General features: G+C 64.9%; 22 protein-coding genes and 3 tRNA genes. 6 read left to right on the top strand and 19 right to left on the bottom strand.

Features of this window, described 5'->3' with window-relative positions; genetic code table 11:
- Positions 1-14 precede the first annotated feature (14 nt).
- Positions 15-971, bottom strand: a complete 957-nt coding sequence (locus tag C556_RS19770; RefSeq protein WP_018747687.1) for an Asd/ArgC dimerization domain-containing protein — start codon at positions 969-971, stop codon at positions 15-17.
- Between the two features lie 103 nt (positions 972-1,074).
- Here C556_RS19770 and mdtD point away from each other — a divergent pair, with 103 nt between their 5' ends.
- The gene (gene mdtD / locus C556_RS0107830; protein ID WP_040430786.1) at positions 1,075-2,502 is read left to right on the top strand and encodes a multidrug transporter subunit MdtD; all 1,428 of its coding nucleotides are present in this window, start codon (positions 1,075-1,077) and stop codon (positions 2,500-2,502) included.
- A gap of 131 nt (positions 2,503-2,633) precedes the next feature.
- Positions 2,634-3,185: a DJ-1 family glyoxalase III gene (locus C556_RS0107825; RefSeq protein WP_018747685.1), complete on the top strand. Its 552-nt coding sequence runs from the start codon at positions 2,634-2,636 to the stop codon at positions 3,183-3,185.
- Positions 3,186-3,258: 73 nt separating this feature from the next.
- On the opposite strand, the gene C556_RS0107820 is transcribed toward C556_RS0107825, so the two are convergent.
- From C556_RS0107820 to C556_RS21580, 6 genes are all read right to left on the bottom strand, one after another.
- Positions 3,259-4,101: a CheR family methyltransferase gene (locus tag C556_RS0107820; RefSeq protein ID WP_018747684.1), complete on the bottom strand. Its 843-nt coding sequence runs from the start codon at positions 4,099-4,101 to the stop codon at positions 3,259-3,261.
- Positions 4,102-4,194: 93 nt separating this feature from the next.
- Positions 4,195-4,566, bottom strand: a complete 372-nt coding sequence (locus C556_RS0107815) for a DnaJ family domain-containing protein (RefSeq protein WP_018747683.1) — start codon at positions 4,564-4,566, stop codon at positions 4,195-4,197.
- A 45-nt stretch (positions 4,567-4,611) separates the two neighbouring features.
- Positions 4,612-6,135 carry a 4-hydroxy-3-polyprenylbenzoate decarboxylase gene (ubiD, locus tag C556_RS0107810; RefSeq protein WP_018747682.1) on the bottom strand — a complete coding sequence of 508 codons (1,524 nt, stop codon included), beginning with the start codon at positions 6,133-6,135 and terminating at the stop codon, positions 4,612-4,614.
- 136 nt (positions 6,136-6,271) lie between these two features.
- Entirely contained in the window at positions 6,272-7,174 is a 903-nt protein-coding gene (locus C556_RS19765; protein WP_018747681.1) for a D-hexose-6-phosphate mutarotase, read from the bottom strand.
- An 87-nt stretch (positions 7,175-7,261) separates the two neighbouring features.
- Positions 7,262-7,678 (bottom strand): MaoC family dehydratase, encoded by a 417-nt coding sequence (locus C556_RS0107800; protein ID WP_018747680.1) that lies wholly within the window; start codon positions 7,676-7,678, stop codon positions 7,262-7,264.
- A gap of 64 nt (positions 7,679-7,742) precedes the next feature.
- Positions 7,743-8,567 (bottom strand): dienelactone hydrolase family protein, encoded by an 825-nt coding sequence (locus tag C556_RS21580; protein WP_018747679.1) that lies wholly within the window; start codon positions 8,565-8,567, stop codon positions 7,743-7,745.
- A gap of 153 nt (positions 8,568-8,720) precedes the next feature.
- On the opposite strand from C556_RS21580, the gene C556_RS0107790 reads away from it, so the two are divergent.
- Entirely contained in the window at positions 8,721-9,515 is a 795-nt protein-coding gene (locus C556_RS0107790) for an enoyl-CoA hydratase-related protein (protein WP_018747678.1), read from the top strand.
- Here the strand turns inward: C556_RS0107790 and C556_RS0107785 are convergent.
- The 9 genes from C556_RS0107785 to tig all read right to left on the bottom strand — a co-directional run bounded on the left by C556_RS0107785 (position 9,512) and on the right by tig (position 18,438).
- The gene (locus tag C556_RS0107785) at positions 9,512-9,706 is read right to left on the bottom strand and encodes a hypothetical protein (protein ID WP_018747677.1); all 195 of its coding nucleotides are present in this window, start codon (positions 9,704-9,706) and stop codon (positions 9,512-9,514) included. The two genes, C556_RS0107790 and C556_RS0107785, sit on opposite strands and share 4 nt — an antisense overlap.
- A gap of 130 nt (positions 9,707-9,836) precedes the next feature.
- On the bottom strand, positions 9,837-11,690 hold the full coding sequence (locus C556_RS0107780) for a SurA N-terminal domain-containing protein (protein WP_026262903.1): 1,854 nt from the start codon (positions 11,688-11,690) through the stop codon (positions 9,837-9,839).
- Between the two features lie 161 nt (positions 11,691-11,851).
- Positions 11,852-11,928: transfer RNA gene (locus C556_RS0107775), tRNA-Asp, on the bottom strand.
- 78 nt (positions 11,929-12,006) lie between these two features.
- A tRNA-Val gene (locus tag C556_RS0107770) sits at positions 12,007-12,083 on the bottom strand.
- Positions 12,084-12,124: 41 nt separating this feature from the next.
- On the bottom strand, positions 12,125-12,397 hold the full coding sequence (locus C556_RS0107765; RefSeq protein WP_018747675.1) for an HU family DNA-binding protein: 273 nt from the start codon (positions 12,395-12,397) through the stop codon (positions 12,125-12,127).
- An 83-nt stretch (positions 12,398-12,480) separates the two neighbouring features.
- Entirely contained in the window at positions 12,481-14,910 is a 2,430-nt protein-coding gene (gene lon, locus C556_RS0107760; RefSeq protein ID WP_026262902.1) for an endopeptidase La, read from the bottom strand.
- 195 nt (positions 14,911-15,105) lie between these two features.
- On the bottom strand, positions 15,106-16,383 hold the full coding sequence (clpX, locus tag C556_RS19755) for an ATP-dependent Clp protease ATP-binding subunit ClpX (RefSeq protein WP_018747673.1): 1,278 nt from the start codon (positions 16,381-16,383) through the stop codon (positions 15,106-15,108).
- A gap of 96 nt (positions 16,384-16,479) precedes the next feature.
- Positions 16,480-17,106 (bottom strand): ATP-dependent Clp endopeptidase proteolytic subunit ClpP, encoded by a 627-nt coding sequence (clpP, locus tag C556_RS0107750; RefSeq protein WP_018747672.1) that lies wholly within the window; start codon positions 17,104-17,106, stop codon positions 16,480-16,482.
- A gap of 24 nt (positions 17,107-17,130) precedes the next feature.
- Positions 17,131-18,438, bottom strand: a complete 1,308-nt coding sequence (tig, locus tag C556_RS0107745) for a trigger factor (protein ID WP_018747671.1) — start codon at positions 18,436-18,438, stop codon at positions 17,131-17,133.
- Positions 18,439-18,755: 317 nt separating this feature from the next.
- On the opposite strand from tig, the gene C556_RS0107740 reads away from it, so the two are divergent.
- Positions 18,756-18,950, top strand: a complete 195-nt coding sequence (locus tag C556_RS0107740; protein WP_018747670.1) for a hypothetical protein — start codon at positions 18,756-18,758, stop codon at positions 18,948-18,950.
- 146 nt (positions 18,951-19,096) lie between these two features.
- On the opposite strand, the gene C556_RS0107735 is transcribed toward C556_RS0107740, so the two are convergent.
- Positions 19,097-19,396, bottom strand: a complete 300-nt coding sequence (locus C556_RS0107735; RefSeq protein ID WP_157236017.1) for a hypothetical protein — start codon at positions 19,394-19,396, stop codon at positions 19,097-19,099.
- A 476-nt stretch (positions 19,397-19,872) separates the two neighbouring features.
- Here C556_RS0107735 and C556_RS0107730 point away from each other — a divergent pair, with 476 nt between their 5' ends.
- A complete protein-coding gene (locus C556_RS0107730; protein WP_018747668.1) occupies positions 19,873-20,235 on the top strand; it encodes a hypothetical protein in 363 nt (120 codons plus the stop codon).
- Positions 20,236-20,538: 303 nt separating this feature from the next.
- Here the strand turns inward: C556_RS0107730 and C556_RS0107725 are convergent, their stop codons facing one another.
- Positions 20,539-20,868 (bottom strand): hypothetical protein, encoded by a 330-nt coding sequence (locus C556_RS0107725; RefSeq protein WP_157236015.1) that lies wholly within the window; start codon positions 20,866-20,868, stop codon positions 20,539-20,541.
- Between the two features lie 353 nt (positions 20,869-21,221).
- A tRNA-Leu gene (locus tag C556_RS0107720) sits at positions 21,222-21,306 on the bottom strand.
- A gap of 158 nt (positions 21,307-21,464) precedes the next feature.
- On the opposite strand from C556_RS0107720, the gene gspL reads away from it, so the two are divergent.
- Positions 21,465-22,553, top strand: coding sequence for a type II secretion system protein GspL (gspL, locus tag C556_RS0107715; protein ID WP_169338605.1), 1,089 nt, complete (start codon positions 21,465-21,467; stop codon positions 22,551-22,553).
- Positions 22,554-22,556 lie beyond the last annotated feature (3 nt).

Below are 22,556 nucleotides of genomic sequence, written 5' to 3'. Positions count from 1 at the left end.
CGCGGCGCCGGGGGTTACGCGCCCTGGCGGGCGGCGATCAGTGTCAGCAGTTGCAGCACCGCCAGCGCCGGCAGGCGGGTGTTGTCGGCCACGCTCCACAGCGTGAGGCTGCGGCCATCGGGCGAGCGGCGCAACCGGCTGACCCACACCTTGTCCCCGCCCACCGCGTCCTGGCTGGCGGCCATGCCGGCGGCGCCGGGCACTTGCAGCACGAACACGCGCTCGGCGGCCTTGAGCGCGTCGGCGGCCGCCTCCAGCGTCACCGGCGCGGCGAAATGCAGCGACACGCTGGCGCCGTGGCCGAAGAAGTGCGGCGTGCGCACGCAGGTGACGTCCACCGGGCAGTCGTCGGGCACCAGCCGGCGCAACAGCGCCAGCGCGGCCTTCTCTTCCGGCGTGTGGCCGTCGGCATCCGGCTCGCCGAAGCCGCCCAGCAGGTTGTAGGCGATGCGCTTGGCGTAGACGGCGGTCTCGTGTTCGGTCTGCGCGAACAGCGCGCGGGTCTGCCCGGACAACGCGTCGACCCCGGCCTGACCCTCGGTCGAGACCGACAACAGGCCAGTGGCGCTGACGGCGAGCAACCGGCCCAGCTCCGCCAACGGCGCGACCACGCTGGCCAGCTGCTGCGAGAACGGGTCGGGCAGCGACAGCACCTGGCCGCGCGCCAGCTTGCCGCCGGCCGGGCGGCTGCCGGTCAGGTCGATCACGGTCAGCCCGGCATGGGCCGCGGCATCCAGCGCGGCGTCTGCGTCCGGCAGGCAATTGACCAGCACCGGGGCCTGCGCCCAGTCGAATTCGTCCAGCGGCAGCTCGGGGTAATCCTCGCCGCGGAACTCGATCAGGCCCGGCTCATCGCCAATGGAAAGCGGGAACAACTGCGGCAGGCGCAGCGGGCTATCCGCGATCACGTCGAGCAGCGCCGTGCCGAGCGCGGTATCGGCGCCGAGCAGCGCCAGGTTCATCGAGGACATGCGGTTCTCCCAAAAACGGCCAGGGCATGGTGCCCTGTAAAGGGGGGCAATTGTAAAGGATTCGCCCGCGCGGGTGCCGCACTACAATGCCAAGCATTCGTCCTTGCGAGATCGTCCAGTGCTCGATCCCACCACCCGCCGCCTGTTGCCGTGGCTCGTCGCCATCGGCTTCTTCATGCAGACCCTGGATTCCACCATTCTCAACACGGCGCTGCCGGCGATGGCCAAGGGGCTGAACGAGAGCCCCCTGCGCATGCAGTCGGTGGTGGTGGCCTACATGCTGACCGTGGCACTGTTGATCCCGGCATCCGGCTGGCTGGCCGACCGCTTCGGCACCCGCAAGGTGTTCATGAGCGCCATCGTGCTGTTCAGCCTGGGGTCGCTGCTGTGCGCGTTGTCGAGCAGCCTGACGCAACTGGTGGCGTCGCGCGTGGTGCAAGGCATGGGCGGCGCGCTGCTGCTGCCGGTGGGGCGCCTGGCCATCCTCAAGGCCTTTCCCAAGGAGCAGTTCCTGCCGGTGCTGTCGTTCGTCACCATTCCGGGCCTGATCGGCCCGCTGGTGGGGCCGACGCTCGGCGGCTGGCTGGTCGAGGTGGCGAGCTGGCACTGGGTGTTCCTGATCAACCTGCCGGTGGGCATCGTCGGCTGCTTCGTCACCGCGCGCTACATGCCCGAGCTGCTGGGCGACGAGAAGCGCTTCGACTGGCTGGGCTTTGTGCTGTTCGGCGCGGGCATGGTGCTGGTGTCGATCTCGCTGCAAGGCATGGGCGAGCACGCGCTGCCGCTGGCCACTTCGCTGATCCTGCTGTTCGCCGGGCTGGCCGCGATGGCGGGCTATTGGCTGCATGCCGCGCGTTCGGCCCTGCCACTGTTCAGCCTGAGCCTGTTTCGCATCCATACCTACGCCATCGGGGTGTGGGGCAACCTGTTCGCGCGCCTGGGCAGCGGCGCCATGCCGTTCCTGACACCGTTGTTCCTGCAGATCGGCCTGGGCTTTCCGCCGACGCAGGCGGGCCTGTTCATGATTCCCACCGTGCTCGGCGCCATGGTGTCCAAGGCCATGGTCGAGCCGCTGATCCACAAGCAGGGCTATCGCCGGGTGCTGGTCGGCAACACGCTGCTGCTGGGCATGATGATCGCCAGTTTCGCGCTGACCGACCGCCAGACGCCCCACTGGCTGCTGTTGCTGCAACTGGCGGTGTTCGGGGTGGTCAACTCGTTGCAGTTCACCGCGATGAACACGCTGACGCTGGGCGACCTGGGCCCGGATACCGCCAGCAGCGGCAACAGTCTGCTGTCGGTGATCATGCAGCTGTCGATGAGCCTGGGCGTGGCCGCCGCCGCGGCGCTGCTCGCCGGCTTTTCCGACCACGGCATCGCGCCGCAGCCGGAGCGGCTGCTGAACGCGTTCCAGAACACCTATATCTGCGTCGGTGTGCTGTCGATCCTGGCTGCCTGCATCTTCATGCAGCTACGGCCGGGCGATGGCGATCACGCGCGCAAACCCATCTCCGCCGTCGAGGAAGGCTGACCAAACCCGGCGCCGCGGCTCGGGCAAGACGGACGAACGCAGACAGCCAGTGAGTCCGGCCCGGCCGGAAGGATTTTGTCAGCCGCGCCGATCCGGCGACGGCCCGTTCCATCGATCTGAGGAGAAACACCATGTCCCTGGCCCATGTCTATCTCGCCCCCGGCTTCGAAGAAGTGGAGGCACTGACCATCGTCGACGTGCTGCGCCGCGCCGGCGTGGAAACGCTGTTGGTGGCGCTGGATGACCAGTTGTCGGTCACCGGCGCGCACGATGTGGTGGTCCACGCGGACCGCACCTTCGCGGCGGTGGAAGGCCAGCTGGCCGACGCCATCGTGCTGCCGGGCGGCCCCGGTGCCGAGGCGCTGGCCAGCCACCCGGGGGTGACGGCGCGGTTGCGCGCCCACCAAGGCGCCGGCAAGCGCGTGGCGGCTATCTGCGCCGCGCCGTCGGTGCTGTCGCGCGCCGGTGTGCTGGAAGGCCGCAAGGCCACCTGCTTCCCCGGCTACGAGGAAAAGCTGCGCCAGGGCGGCGCGGAATACGCCGGCTACAACGTGGTGCACGACGGCCAGTTCACCACCGGCCGCGGCCCGGCCACGGCAGGGTTGTTCGCGCTGGAGCTGGCGCGCCAACTGGCCGGCGAGGAAGCCGCGCTCAAGGTGGGCCGCGCCATGCTGTACGTGTAGCCCGCCGCGTTCGACACCGACAAAAAAGCCGGCGGGTGTCCCCGCCGGCTTTTTGCTGGATGCGAGCCGTTGCTCAGCGCGCAGGCGGATGCGGTACTTCGCGCGCCAGCTCGTACACCGTCTTGCCGCGCAGCTTGAACAGGTCGACCGCGTGGTAGAGGTTTTCGGAGTGGCCGACGAACAACAGCCCTTCCTGCTTCATCAGCGGGGCGAAGCGTTGCAGGATTTTGAGCTGGGTGGCTTTATCGAAATAGATCATGACGTTGCGGCAGAAAATCGCATCGAATGGTCCGCGGATCATCCAGTTGGGCTCCACCAGGTTGAGGCGGCGATAGACGATCATGTCGCGCACTTCCTGCTTGACCAGGTAGCGGCCGTCCGGCAGCCGCTCGAAAAAGCGGCGCACCCGGTTGGGATCGAGCTTCTGCACTTCCTCGCCGGCATAGATGCCGGCGCGCGCGTGGTCGAGCACATTGGTGTCGAGGTCGGTGGCGATGATCTTCACCGGCGGGCGCATCGAGTCGAAGGCCTCGCAGGCGGTAATCGCCATGCTGTACGGCTCTTCGCCGGTGCTGGACGCGGAACACCACAGGTTGAGCGTGCCGGCGCCGCGGTTGGCCTTGAGGTGGTCGGCCAGGATGGGGAAGTGGTGCGATTCGCGGAAGAACGAGGTGAGGTTGGTGGTCAGCGAGTTGGTGAACAGCTCGAATTCCTTCTGGTCCCCACGCTCCAGCACGTGCAGGTAGTCGTTGAAGGTCTTCAGGTTCAGCGCCCGCAGGCGTTTGGCCAGGCGGCCGTACACCATGTCGTGCTTGGTGGGCGACAGCGCGATGCCGGCGTAGTCGTAGATGATCTTGCGGATCTTCTCGAAGTCCTGCTCGGTGAAGGCGAATTCTCGAGTGGGGGGTTGCAGCATGAAGTTGTCCTCAGCGCCTGTTCAGGTTCTTGTCGTATGGCGACGCCGCTCGCGCCGAACTCGAAGCATAGCGTGCAGTCAGGCGACTTGTAATCAATGGGCGGGACCGCGCCCCAGCCGGGCGAGGCATCGCGCGGCGTAATCCGTCGGCACGGCCAGCGCAGCATGGCCGGAATGACGCAGCAAGGCATTGATCCGGGCCAAGCGCTGCTGCAAGGCCGGCGCGGCCTCGCCGGCGGTGGCCAGTTGCAGCGCCAGTTCCACCGCCTCGGCGTGCAGCTGCAACTCGGGCGGCAGGTAGCCGGCGTTCTTCAACACCCGATAGGCCATGCGCTGGTGTTCGGGCACCAGCGGGTCGATGTCCTCGGCCGGCAACGGCCGGCCGCTGCCGGGCAGGTTGTCCAGCTCGCCCGCGTCGCGCGCCTCGGCGATGCGCCGCTCCGCCAGTTCATTGAGCCACCACATGGCGTTCTCCTCGATCGCGATGCCGGATGGACCGGCCGGCGCGCGTCAAATGCCCAGGTCCCGCCAGATGGCGTCCACCCGCGCCACCACGGCCGGATCGCGGTCGATCACCCTGCCCCACTCGCGGGCGGTTTCGCCCGGCCACTTGTTGGTGGCATCCAGCCCCATCTTGCCGCCCAGGCCGGACACCGGGCTGGCGAAGTCGAGGTAATCGATCGGCGTATTCTCGACCAGCACGGTGTCGCGCACCGGGTCCATGCGGGTGGTGATCGCCCAGATCACCTCCTGCCAGGAGCGGGTATCGACGTCGTCGTCCACCACCACGATGAACTTGGTGTACATGAACTGCCGCAGGAACGACCACACACCGAACAGCACGCGCTTGGCGTGGCCCGGGTACTGCTTGCGGATCGAGACGATGGCCATGCGGTAGCTGCAGCCTTCCGCCGGCAGGTAGAAGTCGACGATCTCGGGAAACTGCTTTTGCAGGATGGGCACGAACACTTCGTTCAGTGCCACGCCGAGCATGGCCGGCTCGTCGGGCGGCTTGCCGGTGTAGGTGCTGTGATAGATCGCGTTTTCACGCTGGGTGATGCGGTCGATCTCGAATACCGGGAACCAGTCCTGCTCGTTGTAGTAGCCGGTATGGTCGCCATAAGGGCCTTCCAGCGCGTGCAGGTAGCCGCCGATTTCCTTCAGCGGCACGCCATGCTCGGATACCCCGGCGAAGCCCGGCTCGCACGGCTTGATGGCGCCTTCCAGCACCATTTCCGCCATGGCCGGCACGTCCAGATCGTTGCCGATGCAGCGGGTGAGTTCAGTCTTGGCGCCGCGCAGCAGGCCGGCGAACTGGTACTCGGACAAGGTATCCGGCACCGGGGTGACCGCGCCCAGGATGGTGGCCGGGTCGCACCCCAGCACCACGGCGATGGGGAACGGCTGTCCGGGGTGCTGCGCCGCGTGTTCGCGGAAATCGAGCGCGCCGCCGCGATGCGCCAGCCAGCGCATGATCACCTGGTTGCGGCCGATCACCTGCTGGCGGTAGATGCCCAGGTTCTGACGCTTCTTGTGCGGCCCGCGCGTGACCACCAGCCCCCAGGTGATCAGCGGTGCCACGTCGCCCGGCCAGCAGTGCTGCACCGGAATGCGCGCCAGATCGACGTCCGGGCCTTCGATCACCTGTTGCTGGCACGCGCCGTTGCGCACCGACTTGGGCGCCATGCTCAGCACCTGCTTGAGCAGCGGCAGCTTGTCCCACGCATCCTTCAGGCCACGCGGCGGTTCGGGTTCCTTCAGGTAGGCCAGCGTCTTGCCGATCTCGCGCAGCGCCTCGGCGCCCGTGGCCCCCATGCCCAGCGCCACGCGCCGCGGGGTGCCGAACAGGTTGCCCAGCACCGGCATGGTATGACCGGGCACGTTGTCGAACCGCAGCGCCGGTCCTTGCGCCCGCAACGTGCGGTCGCAGATCTCGGTCATTTCCAGGACCGGCGACACCGGCACGCCGATGCGCTTGAGTTCGCCCTGGGCTTCGAGTTGTGCGCAGAAGTCGCGCAGATCGCGGTATTTCATGGAGAACCTGTCGATGGTCTAGGCATGTGGACTGCGCGACGCAGGATCGGCGCGGCGGCCCGGCCGGAAAGCCGTCATTGTAACCGCCAAACGAAAACGCCCGGCTCGGGCCGGGCGTGACAGCAGCACGAAGCGCTCAGGAGAACGACAGCGTCAGCCACTTCTCGTAGACGTCGCCGGGCGCCAGCGTCAGCGCATCGTCGAACACGTCGCCGCGTTCGACGCAGACGAAGTGCCGATAGGCTTCGCCGACGTCGGCGATGTTGAGCGCGAAATCGCCGGGATTCCAGACCACGGCGCTGCGGGTATCGCTCTCGATATGCGTGGTGCCCTGCGCGGTGCGGATGGTCTGCACCGCGGGCACGTCGAGGTAGACGCGATCGGTCGGGGCATCCAGACGTAGCGTGCCTTGCTGGGCGTGCCGGGTGTTGGCGCCGCCGACGGTGTTGATATAGGTGCAGCCGTCCAGCCCGTCGATATCGGCCAGCGTCACGTCGGGTACCGCGAAATAGGTATGCAGGGCGCACGAGAACGGCACCGTCACCTCGCCGCGATGCTCGACCCGCAGCGCCAGCGTCAGCGCGCTGCCCACGGTCACGGCCAGGCGGAACACGAAGTCGTGCGGCCACAACGCGCGGGTGGCGTCGTTGGGCAGCAGTTCCAGCGTGACGCGGGTGGTGCCATCGGACAGCGCCTCGGCGCCGACGAGGGTCCAGGGCTGGTTGCGGCCGAAGCCGTGCGCCGGCTTGCCTTCCGGATGGCCGCCGAACCACGGCAGGCACAGCGGAATGCCACCGCGCACCGCCTTGCCGGGAACGAACGCCGCCTTGGGCGACAACCACAGCAGTTCGCGGCCGCCGGCCGGTACGAACGAGGTCAGGTGAGCCCCCTGCAACGTCAGTTCGGCACGGCCCAGCGCGTTCTCCACGATCAGCATGGGCAGGCCGGCGCCTTCGCCGCCGTGGATTTCGGTGGAACTGGCTACGGAGACACCGGCGGCATCGGCCAGGCGCGAATCGAATGCGGACAAGGTCTGCATCGGTCTTTCCTCGTGACAAAGTACCGTATTGTAGAACAAAGGCCGCTGCCGCTCGTGCCTGCCCCGCGTCTGTGCAGGATCGGCAAATCAGCCCTGGCGCGGCACCCAGACCAGCGCGTCGCCGTCGAGCACCTTCTCGCCGCGCACCAGGCAGTAGGTGCTGAGCCGCACGCGCTGCTTCTCGGGGATGATCTCGGCCACCTCGGCCAGCGCGGTCACGGTGTCGCCGATCTTGACCGGCTTGATGAAGCGCAGGTTCTGGCCCATGTAGATGCAGCCCGGGCCGGGCAGCTTCATCCCGATCACCGACGACAGCAGCGACGAGGTCAACATGCCGTGGATGATGCGGCCGCCGAAGCGGGTGGCCGAGGCGAATTCCTCGTCGATGTGCATGGGATTGTTATCGCCGGTGAGGCCCGCGAACAGCACGACGTCGGTTTCGGTGATGGTCTTGCGGTATTCGGCCTTCAGGCCGACGTGCAGTTGCTCCAGGGTATAAGACAAGGTTATCTCCTGAGACACAAATATTGTGCACTGCAATATACGCCGCTTCTTGGGACGCGGCCAATCAGGCGTTGGGATCCAACCAGCGGGAGAACCACTTGAACAGCCGGCGATAGGCATCAGCCGCCGCCTCCGGATTCGGACCGACGGTCACACCCTGGCGGGGATAGCGCCCGGCGGGCACGTCGCGCCGCACCCGCAGCTCGCCGCCGAGCACGTCGAAATCCTGGTAGGTCAGCGGATATCCGACCAAGTGCAGCGATTGGTGCGCGTCCCGATCGACCAACTCGCGGCAGCGCTCGATCAGGCTCCAGTCGTCGGATTCGCCCATCAGGATCAAGGTAGGGATACGCACGCGATAGCGCTTTTGCCGCGTCAGGCCGCTGCAATCCGGGTAGAACACCGCCGCGACGTCAAGGCCCTCGGTCTGACGGCCCGCCAGCGTCAGCACGGCGGAACCGCCCTGCGACCAGCCGACCGCCCCCACCCGCGCCGCATCCACTTGCGGCCGGGTACGCAACCAGGCCACCGCCCACTGCGCGTCGTCGGCGCGCCGCGCGGCGCTCACCTTCTGCCGCGAGGGTACGACCGTGCACTGCTCGCGCACGCCACGCGGGCCGAAGCTGTCCGGAATCAGCACCGCGTAGCCCAGTTCCTGGAACAAACCGGCCATGTGCGCATAGCGCGGCCCGAGCTGGCCGCGTCGCCACATGCCTTCACAGCCGTGCATCAGGATCACTGCCGGCGCACCCTGCTCGTTCTCCCTGGGTGGGAAGTACTCACCGCGTAGCACGCCCCCCGGCCCCGCGAACGAAACGGGCTCGGCGATCGCGGGCAGGGCCGGCAGCAGCGACAGGCCAAGCAGCAAGGCACGCACGGAGGATGTCATGAGGCGGATCAGGGAAATCTGAACAACGGCAGAGGCCGCACTTTATCACAGCGCACACCGAAGACGCTTGGCAGTCGGTGCACGCCTCGGCTAAATCGAACGTGCCTGGAACCGTTCTCCGCCAGGGACGGGAATGCCAACCGAGGAGGTCGCGTGAGCGATACCCTGCAATACGAAATCGGCGGCGATCAGGTCGCCCGCATCAACCTGGATCGCCCGGCCGCATGCAATGCGTTCGACGATGTGATGATCGCCGAGCTGACCGCTTGCCTGGCCGGCCTGGCGCAGAACAGCACCTTGCGCGCGCTGGTGCTGTCCGCCAGCGGACCGTTCTTCTGCGCGGGTTTGGACTACGCCTGGCTGCTGCGCGCGTCGAGCAACGACCAGCACCGCAATTTCGAGGAAGCGCTGGCGTTGTCGCGGCTGATGCAGTTGCTGGACCGCTTTCCGGTGCCGACCATTGCCCGGGTGCAGGGTGCCGCGTTCGGCATGGGGCTGGGATTGATCGCCTGTTGCGATCTGGTGGTGGCACGACGCGACGCCCATTTCCAGCTCTCCGAAGTGCGCCTCGGGCTGGTGCCGGCGATCACCGCGCCGTACATCCAGTCGAAGATCGGGCTTTCGGCGGCGCGGCGCTATTTCCTGACCGCGGAACGGATCGACGGCGACTGCGCCCACCGGCTGGGCCTGGTGCATGAACTGACCGACGACGATGCGGGACTGGATGGGTGGGTGGCGCATTGGCTGGACGCGCTGCGCCGGAACGGCCCACGTGCGATGCAGGCGGCCAAGCGTTTGGTGGCGGCCATCGAGCACCGGCCGATCGACGATGCACTGCTCTCCGACATCGCGCACCGCATTGCCCACCTGCGGACGCGCGCAGAAGCGCAAGAGGGCGTCGCGGCCCATGTGGCCGGACGCCCTCCGCGTTGGTACGAACTGGATTAACCGAAGAAACAGGTCGGGGAGGATTCCTTCTGCCTGGCGGCCTCCGCCTCGGCCACGGACAACAGGCGCAACTGCAATTCGGGACGCGCCGCCTGCTGCTGCGGCATTGCCGTCCGGGCCGCCCTGGCGGCGATTGCGGGCTCCTCGAGCGCCTCGGCGCTTCCCGAAGACATATCGTAAGTCTTCAACATGGTGTGCCCTCCTCCGATGGAATCGCATTGCGCGAAAACTTGCTTACATCCGGAATATCGGCGTGGCGGGGCGGAAATTCAATTCCGCCCGTCGCCATGAAAAAAGCGGCGGGAAGTCCGCCGCTTTTTCTTACTCCACCGGGTTGCCGGCATCCGCCGGCGCTTTCCGGTATTCCACCTTGAAAGCTGCCTTCAGGTCGGAGATGTACTTCGACACTTCGACCTGGCCGTAGGTACGGGCCACTTCGTCACGCATGCGCTGCGCCATCTCGTCGCTCAGCGGCGGCGCGGGAATCGCCGACACCACCTTGAAGATCACGTAGCCGGCGCCAGGCACTTCCTGGCCGACATACGCAGGCAGCTTGTCCGCCGGCGCGCTGAAGACCGCCGCCAGCGTGGCGCTGTTCAGCTCGCGCTCACCCAGACGCCCCACCTGGCGCGACGGCTGCCAGGTCAGTTGAGCGTCCTGCCCGGCCTGCAACGCGGCCAGTTGCTTGGCACCCGCCTCGGCAGCCAGCTTGGCGGCCTTTTCCAGCTTGAGGCGCTGCTCGATGTCGCCACGCACGGTGTCGAGCGGAGTCTGCTGAGCTGCCTTGTGTTCCAGGATACGCGCCGACACCAGGGTATCCGGGGCAACTTCGATGGCTTCGGAGTTGTGCTTGCCCTTGAGCACATCGTCGCTGAACACCGCTTCGGCCAGCTTGGGGTTGTTCAGCTGCGGGTCCTGCGCGCCCTGGCGGGTGATCCAGCCGCTTTGCTGGATCGGCAGCTTGAACTCGTCGGCCGCCGGCTTCAGGCTGTCGCCCTTCTGGTAGACCAGTTCGCCGAAGGCCTGGGCCTGGGTGCGGTACTGCGACTCGGCCTTGTCGCCTTGCAGCTTGGCCACGACCTGCGGCTTGACCTGCTCGAACGTGCTCTTGGCCTGGATATCGTTGACCCGGATGATGTGGAAGCCGAATTCGCTTTCCACCAGATCGCTCAACTGACCCTTGGGCAGCTTGAACATGGCTTCCTTGAACGGCGCCACCAGCGAGGCATCGGCACCGAACACACCCAGCTCGCCGCCATTGGCCGCGGAGCCCGGGTCCTTGGAATACTGCTTGGCCAGCTCGGCGAAGCGGCCTGGATTGGCCTTGAGTTCGGCCAGTACTTTCTCGGCCTCGGCGCGAACCTTGGCCTTCACGTCCGGCTTCGCGCCCTTGGGCACTTCGAACAGGATGTGCGCCACGTCGCGCTGTTCGCCCAGCAATTCGGCGCGGTGAGCATCGAAGTACTTCTGGATCTCTTCATCGCTGACCGCCAGCTTGGCGGCGATCTGCTGGCGCGACAGCATCACGTACTCGACCCGCACCATCTCCGGCGCCTTGAATTCGCTGGCATGGCTGTCGTAGTACTTCTTGATTTCGTCGGCGCTGACGCTGACCTGGCCGACAAAGGCCGAAGGCGCCAGGACAGTGGCCTGCACTTCGCGGCGCTCGCCCACCAGCTTGGCCATGCGTGCCAGCGTGGTCTGCGGCACGATGTTGGTCACGCTGTAGGCACCCAGCAGGGTGCGGGCGGCGATACTGTCGCGCACGCGTTGCTCGAACATGGCCGGCGACATCTGCTGCGCGGCCAGCATCTCCTGGTAGCGCGTGGGGCTGAACTTGCCGTTTTCGTGGAATGCGTCGATCTGGGAGATCGCCTGCTGCAACTGGGGCTTGCTGGGGTTCAGGCCCAGCTTGTCGGCGGCGGCGAGGACGAGTCGCTGCTGCACCAGTTGTTCGATCACCATCGGGCGCATTTCGTTGGAAATCGGCTGGCCGTTGGTGGCCTGCTGCACGTCGTACTCGGTGATCGACTTGCCATCGACTTTGACCAGTGCATGGTCTGCGCCGCTCATGGCGCTGTAACCCGACACCCCCGCGCCGATGACCAGACCCAGGGCCACCAGACCCAGTACGATCTGCACCAGCGTTTTATTTTTTTGGACTATGTCAAACATGAAAACAGGCGCTCCACATCCAAGTTTTGGCGGCGACCATGATGCCAGAAGGCAGGCGCACTGTGTTGAACCATTGACCTGAACATGAACGGCAAGCCGCGGCGGATGCGGAGGGAGAAAAGCAAAAAAGCCAAGCTTACGCTTGGCTTTTTTGTCGAAGCTGGCGGAGCGGACGGGACTCGAACCCGCGACCCCCGGCGTGACAGGCCGGTATTCTAACCAACTGAACTACCGCTCCGGTGAAGAACAGCGATCTTAGCAGCTTTTCAGAAAATTGCAACTACTGTCGCAGTACTGAATCTTGCCTGAAGCGCTGTGGTGGGTAGTAGTGGATTCGAACCACCGACCTCCTGCGTGTGAAGCAGGCGCTCTAACCAACTGAGCTAACCACCCCTTGCATCTTTCGTCACTAATTCCTTAGCGACGAAAGACAATCATTGTACTGCATCTTTCAGGGATTTGCCAGCCCTAAATTTCGGTTGCTTGGCGGCATCGATCTTGATGGTTTCGCCGGTCCGCGGATTACGGCCATTGCGGGCTTCGCGCTCGGCAACGTAGAACGTGCCGAAGCCGACCAGCGTCACTTCGCCGCCGCTCTTCAGGGCTGCGGAAATCGCATCGATGGTGGCATCCAGTGCCTTGCCAGCGGAAGCCTTGGACAGGCCTGCGGATTCGGCGATAGCGTCGATGAGTTCGGATTTATTCACTTACGTCCCCTTTGGTTCTGGTTGGATAGGTCCGGTCGGCCGATTGCTTGAGCTTTATAGCAAGCGGCAAAAATAGGTGTCAACTAATGCTTGGTGGGCGGTGTTGCCGTTTCCGCACTAGGATTGGCGGGCGATTGCGCCGCAATCGGCTCATCGCTCCCTTCGACCTTTCCCTCGGGTTCCGGCAGACGCTCCAGCGCATGGCCCAGTACCTGGTCGAACCACTTGACCGAATGGATGGCCAGGCCGCGTTTCACGTTGTCCGGAATCTCCGCCAAGTCTTTGACATTGCCGTCAGGAATCAGCACATGCTTGATGCCGCCGCGGTGCGCAGCCAGCAGCTTTTCCTTCAGGCCACCGATCGGCAACACCTCGCCGCGTAAGGTGATTTCACCCGTCATGGCCACGTCGCACCGTACCGGAATGCCGGTCAGGATCGACGTCATGGCGCTGGCGATGGCGATGCCCGCCGACGGGCCGTCCTTCGGCGTGGCGCCCTCGGGCAAGTGGATATGGATGTCGTTCTTCTGGTAGAACTCGGGGTCGATCCCCAGCGAATTCGCCCGCGAACGCACCACCGACAGTGCCGCCTGGATCGATTCCTGCATCACGTCGCCCAGCTGGCCGGTCTGGATCATCTTGCCCTTGCCCGGCAGCTTCACCGCTTCGATGGTCAGCAGTTCGCCCCCCACCTCGGTCCAGGCAAGGCCGGTCACCTGGCCGACCTGGTTCTGCTGCTCGGCCACGCCGTACTCGTACCGACGCACGCCCAGGTACTTGTCGAGGTTCTTGGCGGTGACGGTCAGCTTCTTGTCGCTGGGCTTCACCATCAGGCTCTTGATCACTTTGCGGCAGATCTTGGCGATTTCGCGGTCCAGACTGCGCACGCCCGCCTCGCGGGTGTAGTAACGCACGATGTCGCGCACCGCGCCTTCATTGATCACCAGCTCGCCTTCCTGCACGCCGTTGTTCTTCATCTGCTTGGGCACGAGGTACTTGAGGGCGATATTGACCTTTTCGTCCTCGGTGTAGCCCGACAGACGGATGATCTCCATCCGGTCCAGCAGCGGCGCGGGGATGTTCAGCGAGTTGGCAGTAGCGACGAACATCACGTCGGACAGGTCGTAATCGACCTCCAGGTAATGGTCGCTGAAGGCGTGGTTCTGCTCGGGATCGAGCACTTCCAGCAGGGCCGAGCTCGGGTCGCCGCGGAAATCGGCGCCCATCTTGTCCACTTCGTCGAGCAGGAACAGCGGGTTCTTGACGCCGGCCTTGGTCATGCTCTGCAGGATCTTGCCGGGCATCGAGCCGATGTAGGTACGGCGATGGCCGCGGATCTCGGCCTCGTCGCGCACGCCGCCCAGGGCCATGCGCACGAACTTGCGGTTCGTGGCGCGGGCGATCGATTCGCCCAGCGAGGTCTTGCCGACGCCGGGAGGCCCGACCAGGCATAGGATCGGGGCCTTCAGCTTGTCGACGCGCCCCTGCACCGCCAGGTATTCCAGGATGCGTTCCTTGATCTTCTCCAGGCCGTAGTGGTCGGTGTCGAGCACGGTTTCCGCCTCGGCCAGATCCTTGCTGATCTTGGATTTCTTCTTCCACGGCAGGCCGACCAGGGTATCGATGTAGTTGCGCACCACCGTGGCTTCGGCGCTCATCGGCGACATCATGCGCAGCTTCTTCAGCTCGCCTTCGGCCTTCTCGCGGGCTTCCTTGCTCATGCCCGCGGCCTTGATGCGCTTTTCCAGATCATCGAGCTCGGCGTTCTCGTCGATCTCGCCAAGTTCTTTCTGGATCGCCTTGACTTGTTCGTTCAGGTAGTACTCGCGCTGGCTCTTTTCCATCTGCCGCTTCACGCGGCCGCGGATGCGCTTTTCCACCTGGAGGATGTCCAGCTCGGTTTCCAGTTGCTTGAGCAGGTGTTCCATGCGGCGGCGCACGTCTTCCATCTCCAGCACGGCCTGCTTCTGCTCCAGCTTGAGCGGCAGGTGGGCGGCGATGGTGTCGGCGAGGCGCCCGGCCGATTCGATGCCCGACAGCGAGGTCAGGATCTCCGGCGGGATCTTCTTGTTCAGTTTGACGTACTGGTCGAACTGCGAAAGCAGCGCGCGGCGCATGGCCTCGGCCTCGTGGCCGGCATCCTCATTGGGATCATGCGGCAGCGCGTCGGCGCGGAAATAGCCGTCGCCATCGTGCAGCGCGCTGACCGTGGCGCGTTGCAGGCCCTCGACCAGCACCTTGACGGTGCCGTCGGGCAGCTTGAGCAGTTGCAGGACGGTAGCCACCGTGCCGACCGGATAGATGTCGGCCATGCTGGGCTCGTCCTTCTGGGCATTCTTCTGCGCCACCAGCAGGATATGCCGCCCTTCTTCCATGGCGGCTTCCAGGGCGCGGATCGATTTGGGTCGTCCCACGAAGAGCGGAATCACCATGTGCGGGAACACGACCACGTCCCGCAACGGCAACATCGGGAACTGGGCTGGCTCTGAAGGCAGGACTTGGGATTCGGACATATTGGATGACCTGTGAGTTTGTGTGAGGCGCCCGGAGGCGCCTTTCCAATGATGTGGCCTGACTACGGGAAATTCAACGCCGCCGGGAGCGGCCATGCAAACGGCATCGAAAATGAGTACCGCCCACCACAAATGGTGGGCGGCTTGGTACTGCGGACTTCGTCAGCGGCCGAATGACTGACGGTGCGCGCCCGGTCAGGCGGCGGCGGACTCCGCTGCCGGCGGTGCGGCCACCTGCTCCGGCGGCTGGCCGGAGACGATGGTTTCCGGTCCCACCACCACGCGTGCCACGCCTTCCAGTGCCGGCAGCTCGTACATGGTGTCGAGCAACGCGCCTTCCAGAATCGAGCGCAGGCCGCGCGCGCCGGTCTTGCGTTCCATCGCCTTCTTGGCGGCGGCTTCCAGCGCGGCCTGGGTCAATTCCAGCTCCACGCCTTCCATCTCGAACAGCTTCTGGTATTGCTTGACCAGCGCGTTCTTCGGTTCGGTGAGGATGGAGATCAGTGCCGATTCGTCGAGCTCATCCAGGGTGGCGATGACCGGCACCCGGCCGACGAACTCGGGAATCAGGCCGAAGCGGATCAGATCGTCCGGCTCCACCTGGTGCAGCATCTTGCCGACGCTGCTCTTCTCGTCCTTCGCCTGCACCTCGGCGTTGAAGCCGATGCCGCCCTTGACCGAGCGATTGCGGATGATCTTGTCCAGCCCTTCGAAGGCACCGCCGACGATGAACAGGATATTGGTGGTATCGACCTGCGGCATCTCGTGGTTGGGATGCTTGCGGCCACCATGGGGCGGCACCGAGGCCACCGTACCTTCGATCAGCTTGAGCAGCGCCTGCTGCACGCCTTCGCCCGACACGTCGCGGGTGATGGAAGGGTTTTCCGACTTGCGGGCGATCTTGTCGATCTCGTCGATGTAGACGATGCCGCGCTGCGCCTTCTCCACGTCGTAGTCGCACTGCTGCAACAGCTTGGCGATGATGTGCTCGACATCCTCGCCGACGTAGCCGGCCTCGGTCAGCGTGGTGGCATCGGCGATCACGAACGGCACGTCGATCAGCTTGGCCATGGTCTGGGCCAGCAAGGTCTTGCCCGAGCCGGTGGGGCCGATCAGCAGGATGTTGGACTTGGACAGCTCCACATCGTTGCCCACCTTCTGGCCCTTGGTCGCCAGGCGCTTGTAGTGGTTGTACACCGCCACCGCCAGGATCTTCTTGGCGCGTTCCTGCCCGATCACGTATTGATCCAGCACTTCACGGATCTCGGTGGGCTTGGGCAGCTTCTTGCCGGACGGGGTCTGCGTTTCGGCGTTCGGCGTCTGCGCGGCTTCATCCTTGATGATGTCGTTGCACAGCTCGATGCACTCGTTGCAGATGAACACCTGCGGACCGGCGATCAGTTTGGTCACCTCGTGCTGGCTTTTGCCGCAAAAGGAGCAATAAAGCAGTTTTTCGTTGGACTTGTCGGTCATCAGCCATCTCCCCTCGACACGCGGGAGCCGCGGTATCAATACAAAAGCCGCCAGCGCTGGGCTGGCGGCGCATTCATGCCGTCACGCGACGATCGCTCAGGCGATCGACGAACGCGAATTCAGCACTTCATCGATCAAGCCATAGTTCTTCGCTTCGTCGGCCGCCAGGAAATTGTCGCGGTCGGTATCGCGCTCGATGGTCTCGATCGGCTGGCCGGTGTGCGCGGCCAGCAGCTCGTTCAACTGACGCTTGGTCTTGAGCAGTTCGCGGGCATGGATCTCGATGTCCGACGCCTGGCCGGCCAGACCGCCGATCAACGGCTGGTGGATCATGATCCGCGAATGCGGCAATGCAAAGCGCTTACCCTTCGCACCGCCCGACAGAAGGAACGCCCCCATCGACGCCGCCATGCCGACGCATAGCGTCGACACGTCGGGCTTGATGAACTGCATGGTGTCGTAGATCGCCATGCCCGCGGTGACGGAGCCGCCGGGGGAGTTGATATAGAGATGGATATCCTTGTCGGGATTCTCGCTCTCCAGGAACAGCAGCTGCGCGACCACCAGGTTGGCGGTCTGGTCGTTCACCGGGCCGACCAGGAAGACGACCCGCTCCTTCAACAGACGCGAGTAGATGTCGTAAGACCGCTCGCCGCGGCCGCTCTGCTCGACCACGATGGGCACGAGGCCAAGGTTCTGCGGGTCGTAATCCGATCGTTGCATGGGGTGTTCCTCAGTGGAGGTCGATCAGCCTTGCTGGCCCATCAGTTCGTCGAAGGCAACGACCTTCTCGACGGACTTGGCCTGGCCCAGCACGAAGTCGACCACATTGTCTTCCAGCGCCATGGATTCCGGGCCTGCGAGGCGCTCGCGCTGCTCGTAGTACCAGGCGATCACATCGGCCGGATCCTCATAGTTCTCGGCGAGGTCTTCGATGATGGCCTTGACCTGCTCCGGCTTGGCCTCCAGCTTGTTGGCCTTCACCACGTCGGCGAGCACCAGGCCGAGGTGAACACGGCGCTTGGCCTGCTCTTCGAACATTGCCGGCGAGAACGGTACCAATTTGGGATCGATACCGCGGGCTTTCAAGTCCGCCTGGGCTTGTTCGGCGAGACGGCCGATTTCCATGCCGACCAGCGCGCGCGGCAGATCCAGCGGCGCGGAGTCGATCAGCGCGCTCATCACGCTTTCCTTGACGCGGGCCTTCAGGCGCAGGCGCACTTCGCGCTCCAGGTTCTTCTGCACCTCGGCGCGCATCTTGGTCACGTCGCCGTCGGCGATGCCCAGGGCCTTGGCGAAGTCGGCATCCACCGCCGGCAGTTGCGGCGCGGCCACGTTCTTCACGGTGATTTCGAACACCGCGGCCTTGCCGGCCACTTCCTTGCCTTGGTAGTCCTCGGGGAACTTGACCTCGACGTTCTTGGTTTCGCCTTCCTTCATGCCGCGGATGCCGTTCTCGAAGTCGGCCAGCATCTGGCCCTTGCCCAGCAGGAACGCATAGTTCTCGGCCGAACCACCCTGGAACACTTCACCGTCGATGGTGCCCTTGAAGTCGATGATCACGCGATCCTCGTCCTGCGCGGCGCGCTCGACGCGCTCGAAGCGGGTGCGTTGGCGGCGCAGGATCTCGATGGTCTGGTCCACTTCGGCGTCGCCGACGGTCAGGGTCGGCTTTTCGATTTCCTTGCCGCTCAGATCACCCAGCTTCACTTCCGGATAGACCTCGAAGGTGGCGACGAATTGGAAGTCACCGTCTTCGGAAGAACCTTCGGCCGGCGCGAACTGGGGATAGCCCGCCACTTGCAGTTGCTGTTCCTGCACGGCCTCGCCGAACGAGCGCTCGACGGTCTCGCCCAGCACTTCTTCCTGCACGCGGAAGCCATGTTGCTGGGCCACGATGTTCAGGGGCGCCTTGCCCGGACGGAAGCCGGCGATCTTCGCCTTCTTGGCCACGTCCTTCAGACGGGCGTCGACGCGCTTGGAAATCTCGGCGCGGGGGATCGTGAAGCTGAGGCGTCGTTCCAGGCCGCTCAGGGTTTCCAGTTGTGCTTGCATGATTGAGGTCCTTGATGCGAATTCTTCAACCGCGGGCGGCTGCGGGCACGCGTACGCAGTGCGTTGATTTGACGATAAAAAACCGGCTCGATTTGGCCGGTGCGGGAGAACGGCGGCCGGGCCGCCTAGGCTTGCTCGTGCGGCGCTTTCTCCACGGCAAGCCTGAGAGGATAACGCAACCCGCCACGGTTCGCCAATGACGGGCAAGCGCCGTCCCGCCAGGGCCCGCGCCGTTTTCCTACAACCGTTTCGGCACCCCGCCACTCACCCGCCGGGCCGGGCCGCGGTGTAATGGGCAGCGTAACCAGGAGACACCGATGCATACCCGCTTTCCTTCGCTACTGCTGAGCGCCGCGCTGTTGATCGCCATCCTCGCGGCCTTGACGCTGCACGATGATCCGGTGGCCCGCCTCCAAGTGCATGGCGGCAACGAAAAGCCGGTCGCCGTGGCGGGAAGACAGCTCGGCACGCCGCCTGCCGCGTGGCTCGATGCGGTCAAGCCGGCATCATGACCGGCGCGGCTACCGTGCTGCCGGCGTACCGGCGTAATTGAATGCCCACTGCCTGCGGGACGCCGCCAGATCATCACCGGCCACCGGTGCACATCGCATATGAAAAAGCCCCGCCATGGCGGGGCATATAGCGATTACCACGTGGGTCATTCGACACCGATCAATTCTTCCAGCCGCCCCTGCGCCATGTCGGTCTCGTGCGCCAGACAGTGCTCCGCCTGCTCAGCGATGAAGCCGGTGACGTCCAGCGCATGCTGCAACAACGGATCGTTGCCACGATGCAACTGCTGCATGATGGTGACCATGGTGCCGATCATCGACAGGTAATCGTGCGCGAGGTTGGCCACGTCCAGACGGCTGCCGGCCAGGGCCTGCAGCGCGGCGTGGTGACGCGAGGCGTCTGACGACCGTTCTTGCTTGCCGGCAAGGGGGTCCATAACATCCATATTGGTGTTTCCTCTGAGTATTGTTCTTGGAATGCCAATCGATGGCCGGCGGGTGCCTCCGCCGGCCATCGCCTTTCACGGGCTTGCGCCCGAGCTGTCAACCATTACCACACCAGCGGGGCACGGACCACCCGCCAAGCTCCTTGCGGATGACAGATTCAAGCATGTTACATACAAAGCAGACTGTGCCCCCGGGCTCGGACGAGCCAAGCACTGCATTGGTTCACCCGGTGCGCGGATGAGAATTCGGTTGGGGCACCCCGCCCCCTTCCCACGCAGTGACCCATCATGGCTTACCCACGGGTAAATCCAGGCGCCGCCATACCCGGCACCATCAGCCTGTACCAACGCCCCGGGGCCAGCGAACAGGCGACAGCGCAGCGGATCAGATGGGGATCAACTGATCGCCGACCGTTCAGCCGGGCACCATGCCGGTTCATAGTGACGTTTCCCCGTGTCGCAAGGATCCATTCACCATGCGAGTGCCGGTCTACTTCGGCATGTCCGACATCGACCTCGCCGCCGGCGAGCTGCGCCATTACGGGCTGATCGTGGTCGAGACCACCCGGCCCCACGCCCGCCAGTTGTTCAAGGAATTTCGCGCCAGGCTCGACATCGACGAGGACCAGGAAGACGGCCCCGTTCTCCTGCATGCATCGGTCTCGGTGGATGACCAGGGTTGGAGCGATTTCTACGTCTATTCGCCCACGCTGGAATATCGGATTCCCGAAATCCACGAGGCCGTGCGGGCCGCGGCGCGGCAGGCCGCCACAGCCCGGCGCCCGGCGCGTTTTCTGGCCACGGTGGACTATGAGCAGGAGCCATTGCTGGAAGACTAGTTTCCGGATGCCGCGGTAATGATCGGTTCGAAGCGCTGATGCCATCCCAGGGGATCGGCATTACGCTGGAAATAAAAAACGCCCCGCTGAACGGGGCGCAATCCATTCGTATCGCCACCTGCCTATTGCACACAATGACCCGTGCAACCCTGAATGGCGGAACGACCCGCGGCCAATCATCCCGCCCGAAATGGCTCGCCATGGCCGTTCGCCTCGGCATTGCCGCCGATATGAGCGCCATCACCGTGAAAGAAGTAAACGTCCGATGGACAAAACAAAGCCCCGCAATCGCGAGGCTGGAGGTTACATCAGCTGCGCACGCCGCTGCGCTTCGATGTTGTTGAGCGAAATACGCGCTTCATCGACGTCCGAAGCGGCGGCATGCTCCGCCATTTCGGCGATGAATCCGGTCACGTCCAGCGCATGCTGCCATAGCGGATCACTGCCGCGTTGCAGCGTCTGCATGATGCTCACCATCGTCCCCACCATATGGGCATAGTCGTATGCCCGGCTGGCGACGTCGTAACAGGTATTGAGGTGAGCGACCAGCTCCGGCTGGAATCGCGCATCCAAAGGTTGTTCAATTGACGACCGTTCGTGGCGGCCTGTTGCAGTCATAGTGATTTCCTTCATTGTTGTTGTCGGTACTTCGAATCAGGTCGCGGCAGCATCCGCGAACCAACGGACAGCGGGCATGCAACGTACCCGCTGGAGGTGCATTATCGACACCAATTCGAATTCCTGAAGGCAACATCACGTTACGGTTTGGCAATGCAATGTGTATTGCTCGCCAATAGCGGCCACCGCACAGCACTCCGCCCTTCGGATCAAGCAGCCGATTTGCAGGATATTTGCCAAAACCTCGACAAGAAGCGAGCGCAGAAATGCGGTGGAAGGCCCAGGCGCTTCGCCGCGCAGCGTTCCTGCCCAGCGCGATGAAGCGGCAACAACCCAATCGATTTGAATAAAGCCGAATAAAGTCTAGATGGTGCGAGAGGGGGGACTCGAACCCCCACACCTAACGGCGGCAGGACCTAAACCTGCTGCGTCTACCAATTCCGCCACCCTCGCCCGGGGGACACCAGTCGGCAAGGCCGGCTGGGAAGTGCGCGATTATAGGGAAAGCAGGGCCGAATCTCAAACGGAGCCGAACAATGTGCCGTGCTTCGTCGGCCCTGGGGTTTATGTCATACTCCGCCATCTTTCAGGCAAGCCTGCTGCAAACCGACGTGAGCGTATCCCACCCGCCCCTCAGCCTTCGTCTGCTGCTCGACGGCAATCCCGACGGCGATCGGCCGCTTGCCTGGTTCCTGGTGGATGACGCCGGTTACGTCGCGCAAAGCGGCGCTGACACCATCGGCCATCTGCCCGCCGCGTCGCGGCTGGAACTGCTGATCTCTCCCACCCACGTCAGCGCGCATGTGCTGACCCTGCCGCGCCAGCCGCTGGCCAAGCTGCGGCCGCTGTTGCCGCTCGCGCTGGAAGACAAGCTGCTCGCGCCGCCCGAGGCACTGCATTTCGCGCTGTTGCCACTGGGCGACGATCGCTGGCGCGTGTTCGCGGTCGAGCGCTCCTGGCTGCAACGCTGGCTGGCGACGCTGAGTGCCTCGGGCCGCCAGGCGGAAGCCGCCTACCCGCTCGCCGGCCTGCTGGCACCCGATCCCGAATCCTGGCTGCGGCTGGCGTTGCCCGACGGCGCGGTGCTGCTGGTGAACCCCGCCGGGGATACCGCGTTGCTGGACGACGGCGCCACTGCCGATGCCATCGTCGGCGAATCTCCGGTCAGCGTGCTCGCGTTGCGCGAAGCGTGCGGCGGGCCGGCCGGCAACGCGGCCAATCTGTTGCAAGGCGAACTCTCCCCCGGTCCGACGTGGCGGTTCGAGTGGCGCCCCTGGCGCCGCGCCGCCGTGCTGGCGCTGTTGCTGCTGGTGCTGTGTACGGCGGTCAACCTGGCCGACTGGGCGCGGCTGGCGCAGCGCGAAAAAGCGCTGAAGCGCGAGATGCGCCAGACCTTCGCCGCGGCCTTCCCCGGCGTGCCGGTGGTCGATCCGTCGCTGCAACTGGCCAGCCGGTTGCGCGAAGCCGGGGTGGCCGACGGCGCCGCGGCAGCGACTGCCGGCGATCTGCTGGCGGTGTTGCAGAAGCTGGACGCGCTCGGCGGCGCGCAATTGCGCCTGACGCGGATCTCGCTGGCCGACGGCAAGCTGGAGATCGAGACGGTGGGCGATGCCAGCGCGCTGCAAAAGCAGCTGGCCGACGCCGGCCTCGCCTTCGAGCTGGCCGGCGAAAGCCGCAACCTGCTGCGCCATCAGGAATAAGGC

The organism is Chitiniphilus shinanonensis DSM 23277, assembly GCF_000374805.1.
Taxonomy (GTDB): domain Bacteria; phylum Pseudomonadota; class Gammaproteobacteria; order Burkholderiales; family Chitinibacteraceae; genus Chitiniphilus; species Chitiniphilus shinanonensis.
This window is presented reverse-complemented; position numbering and strand designations above follow the sequence as displayed.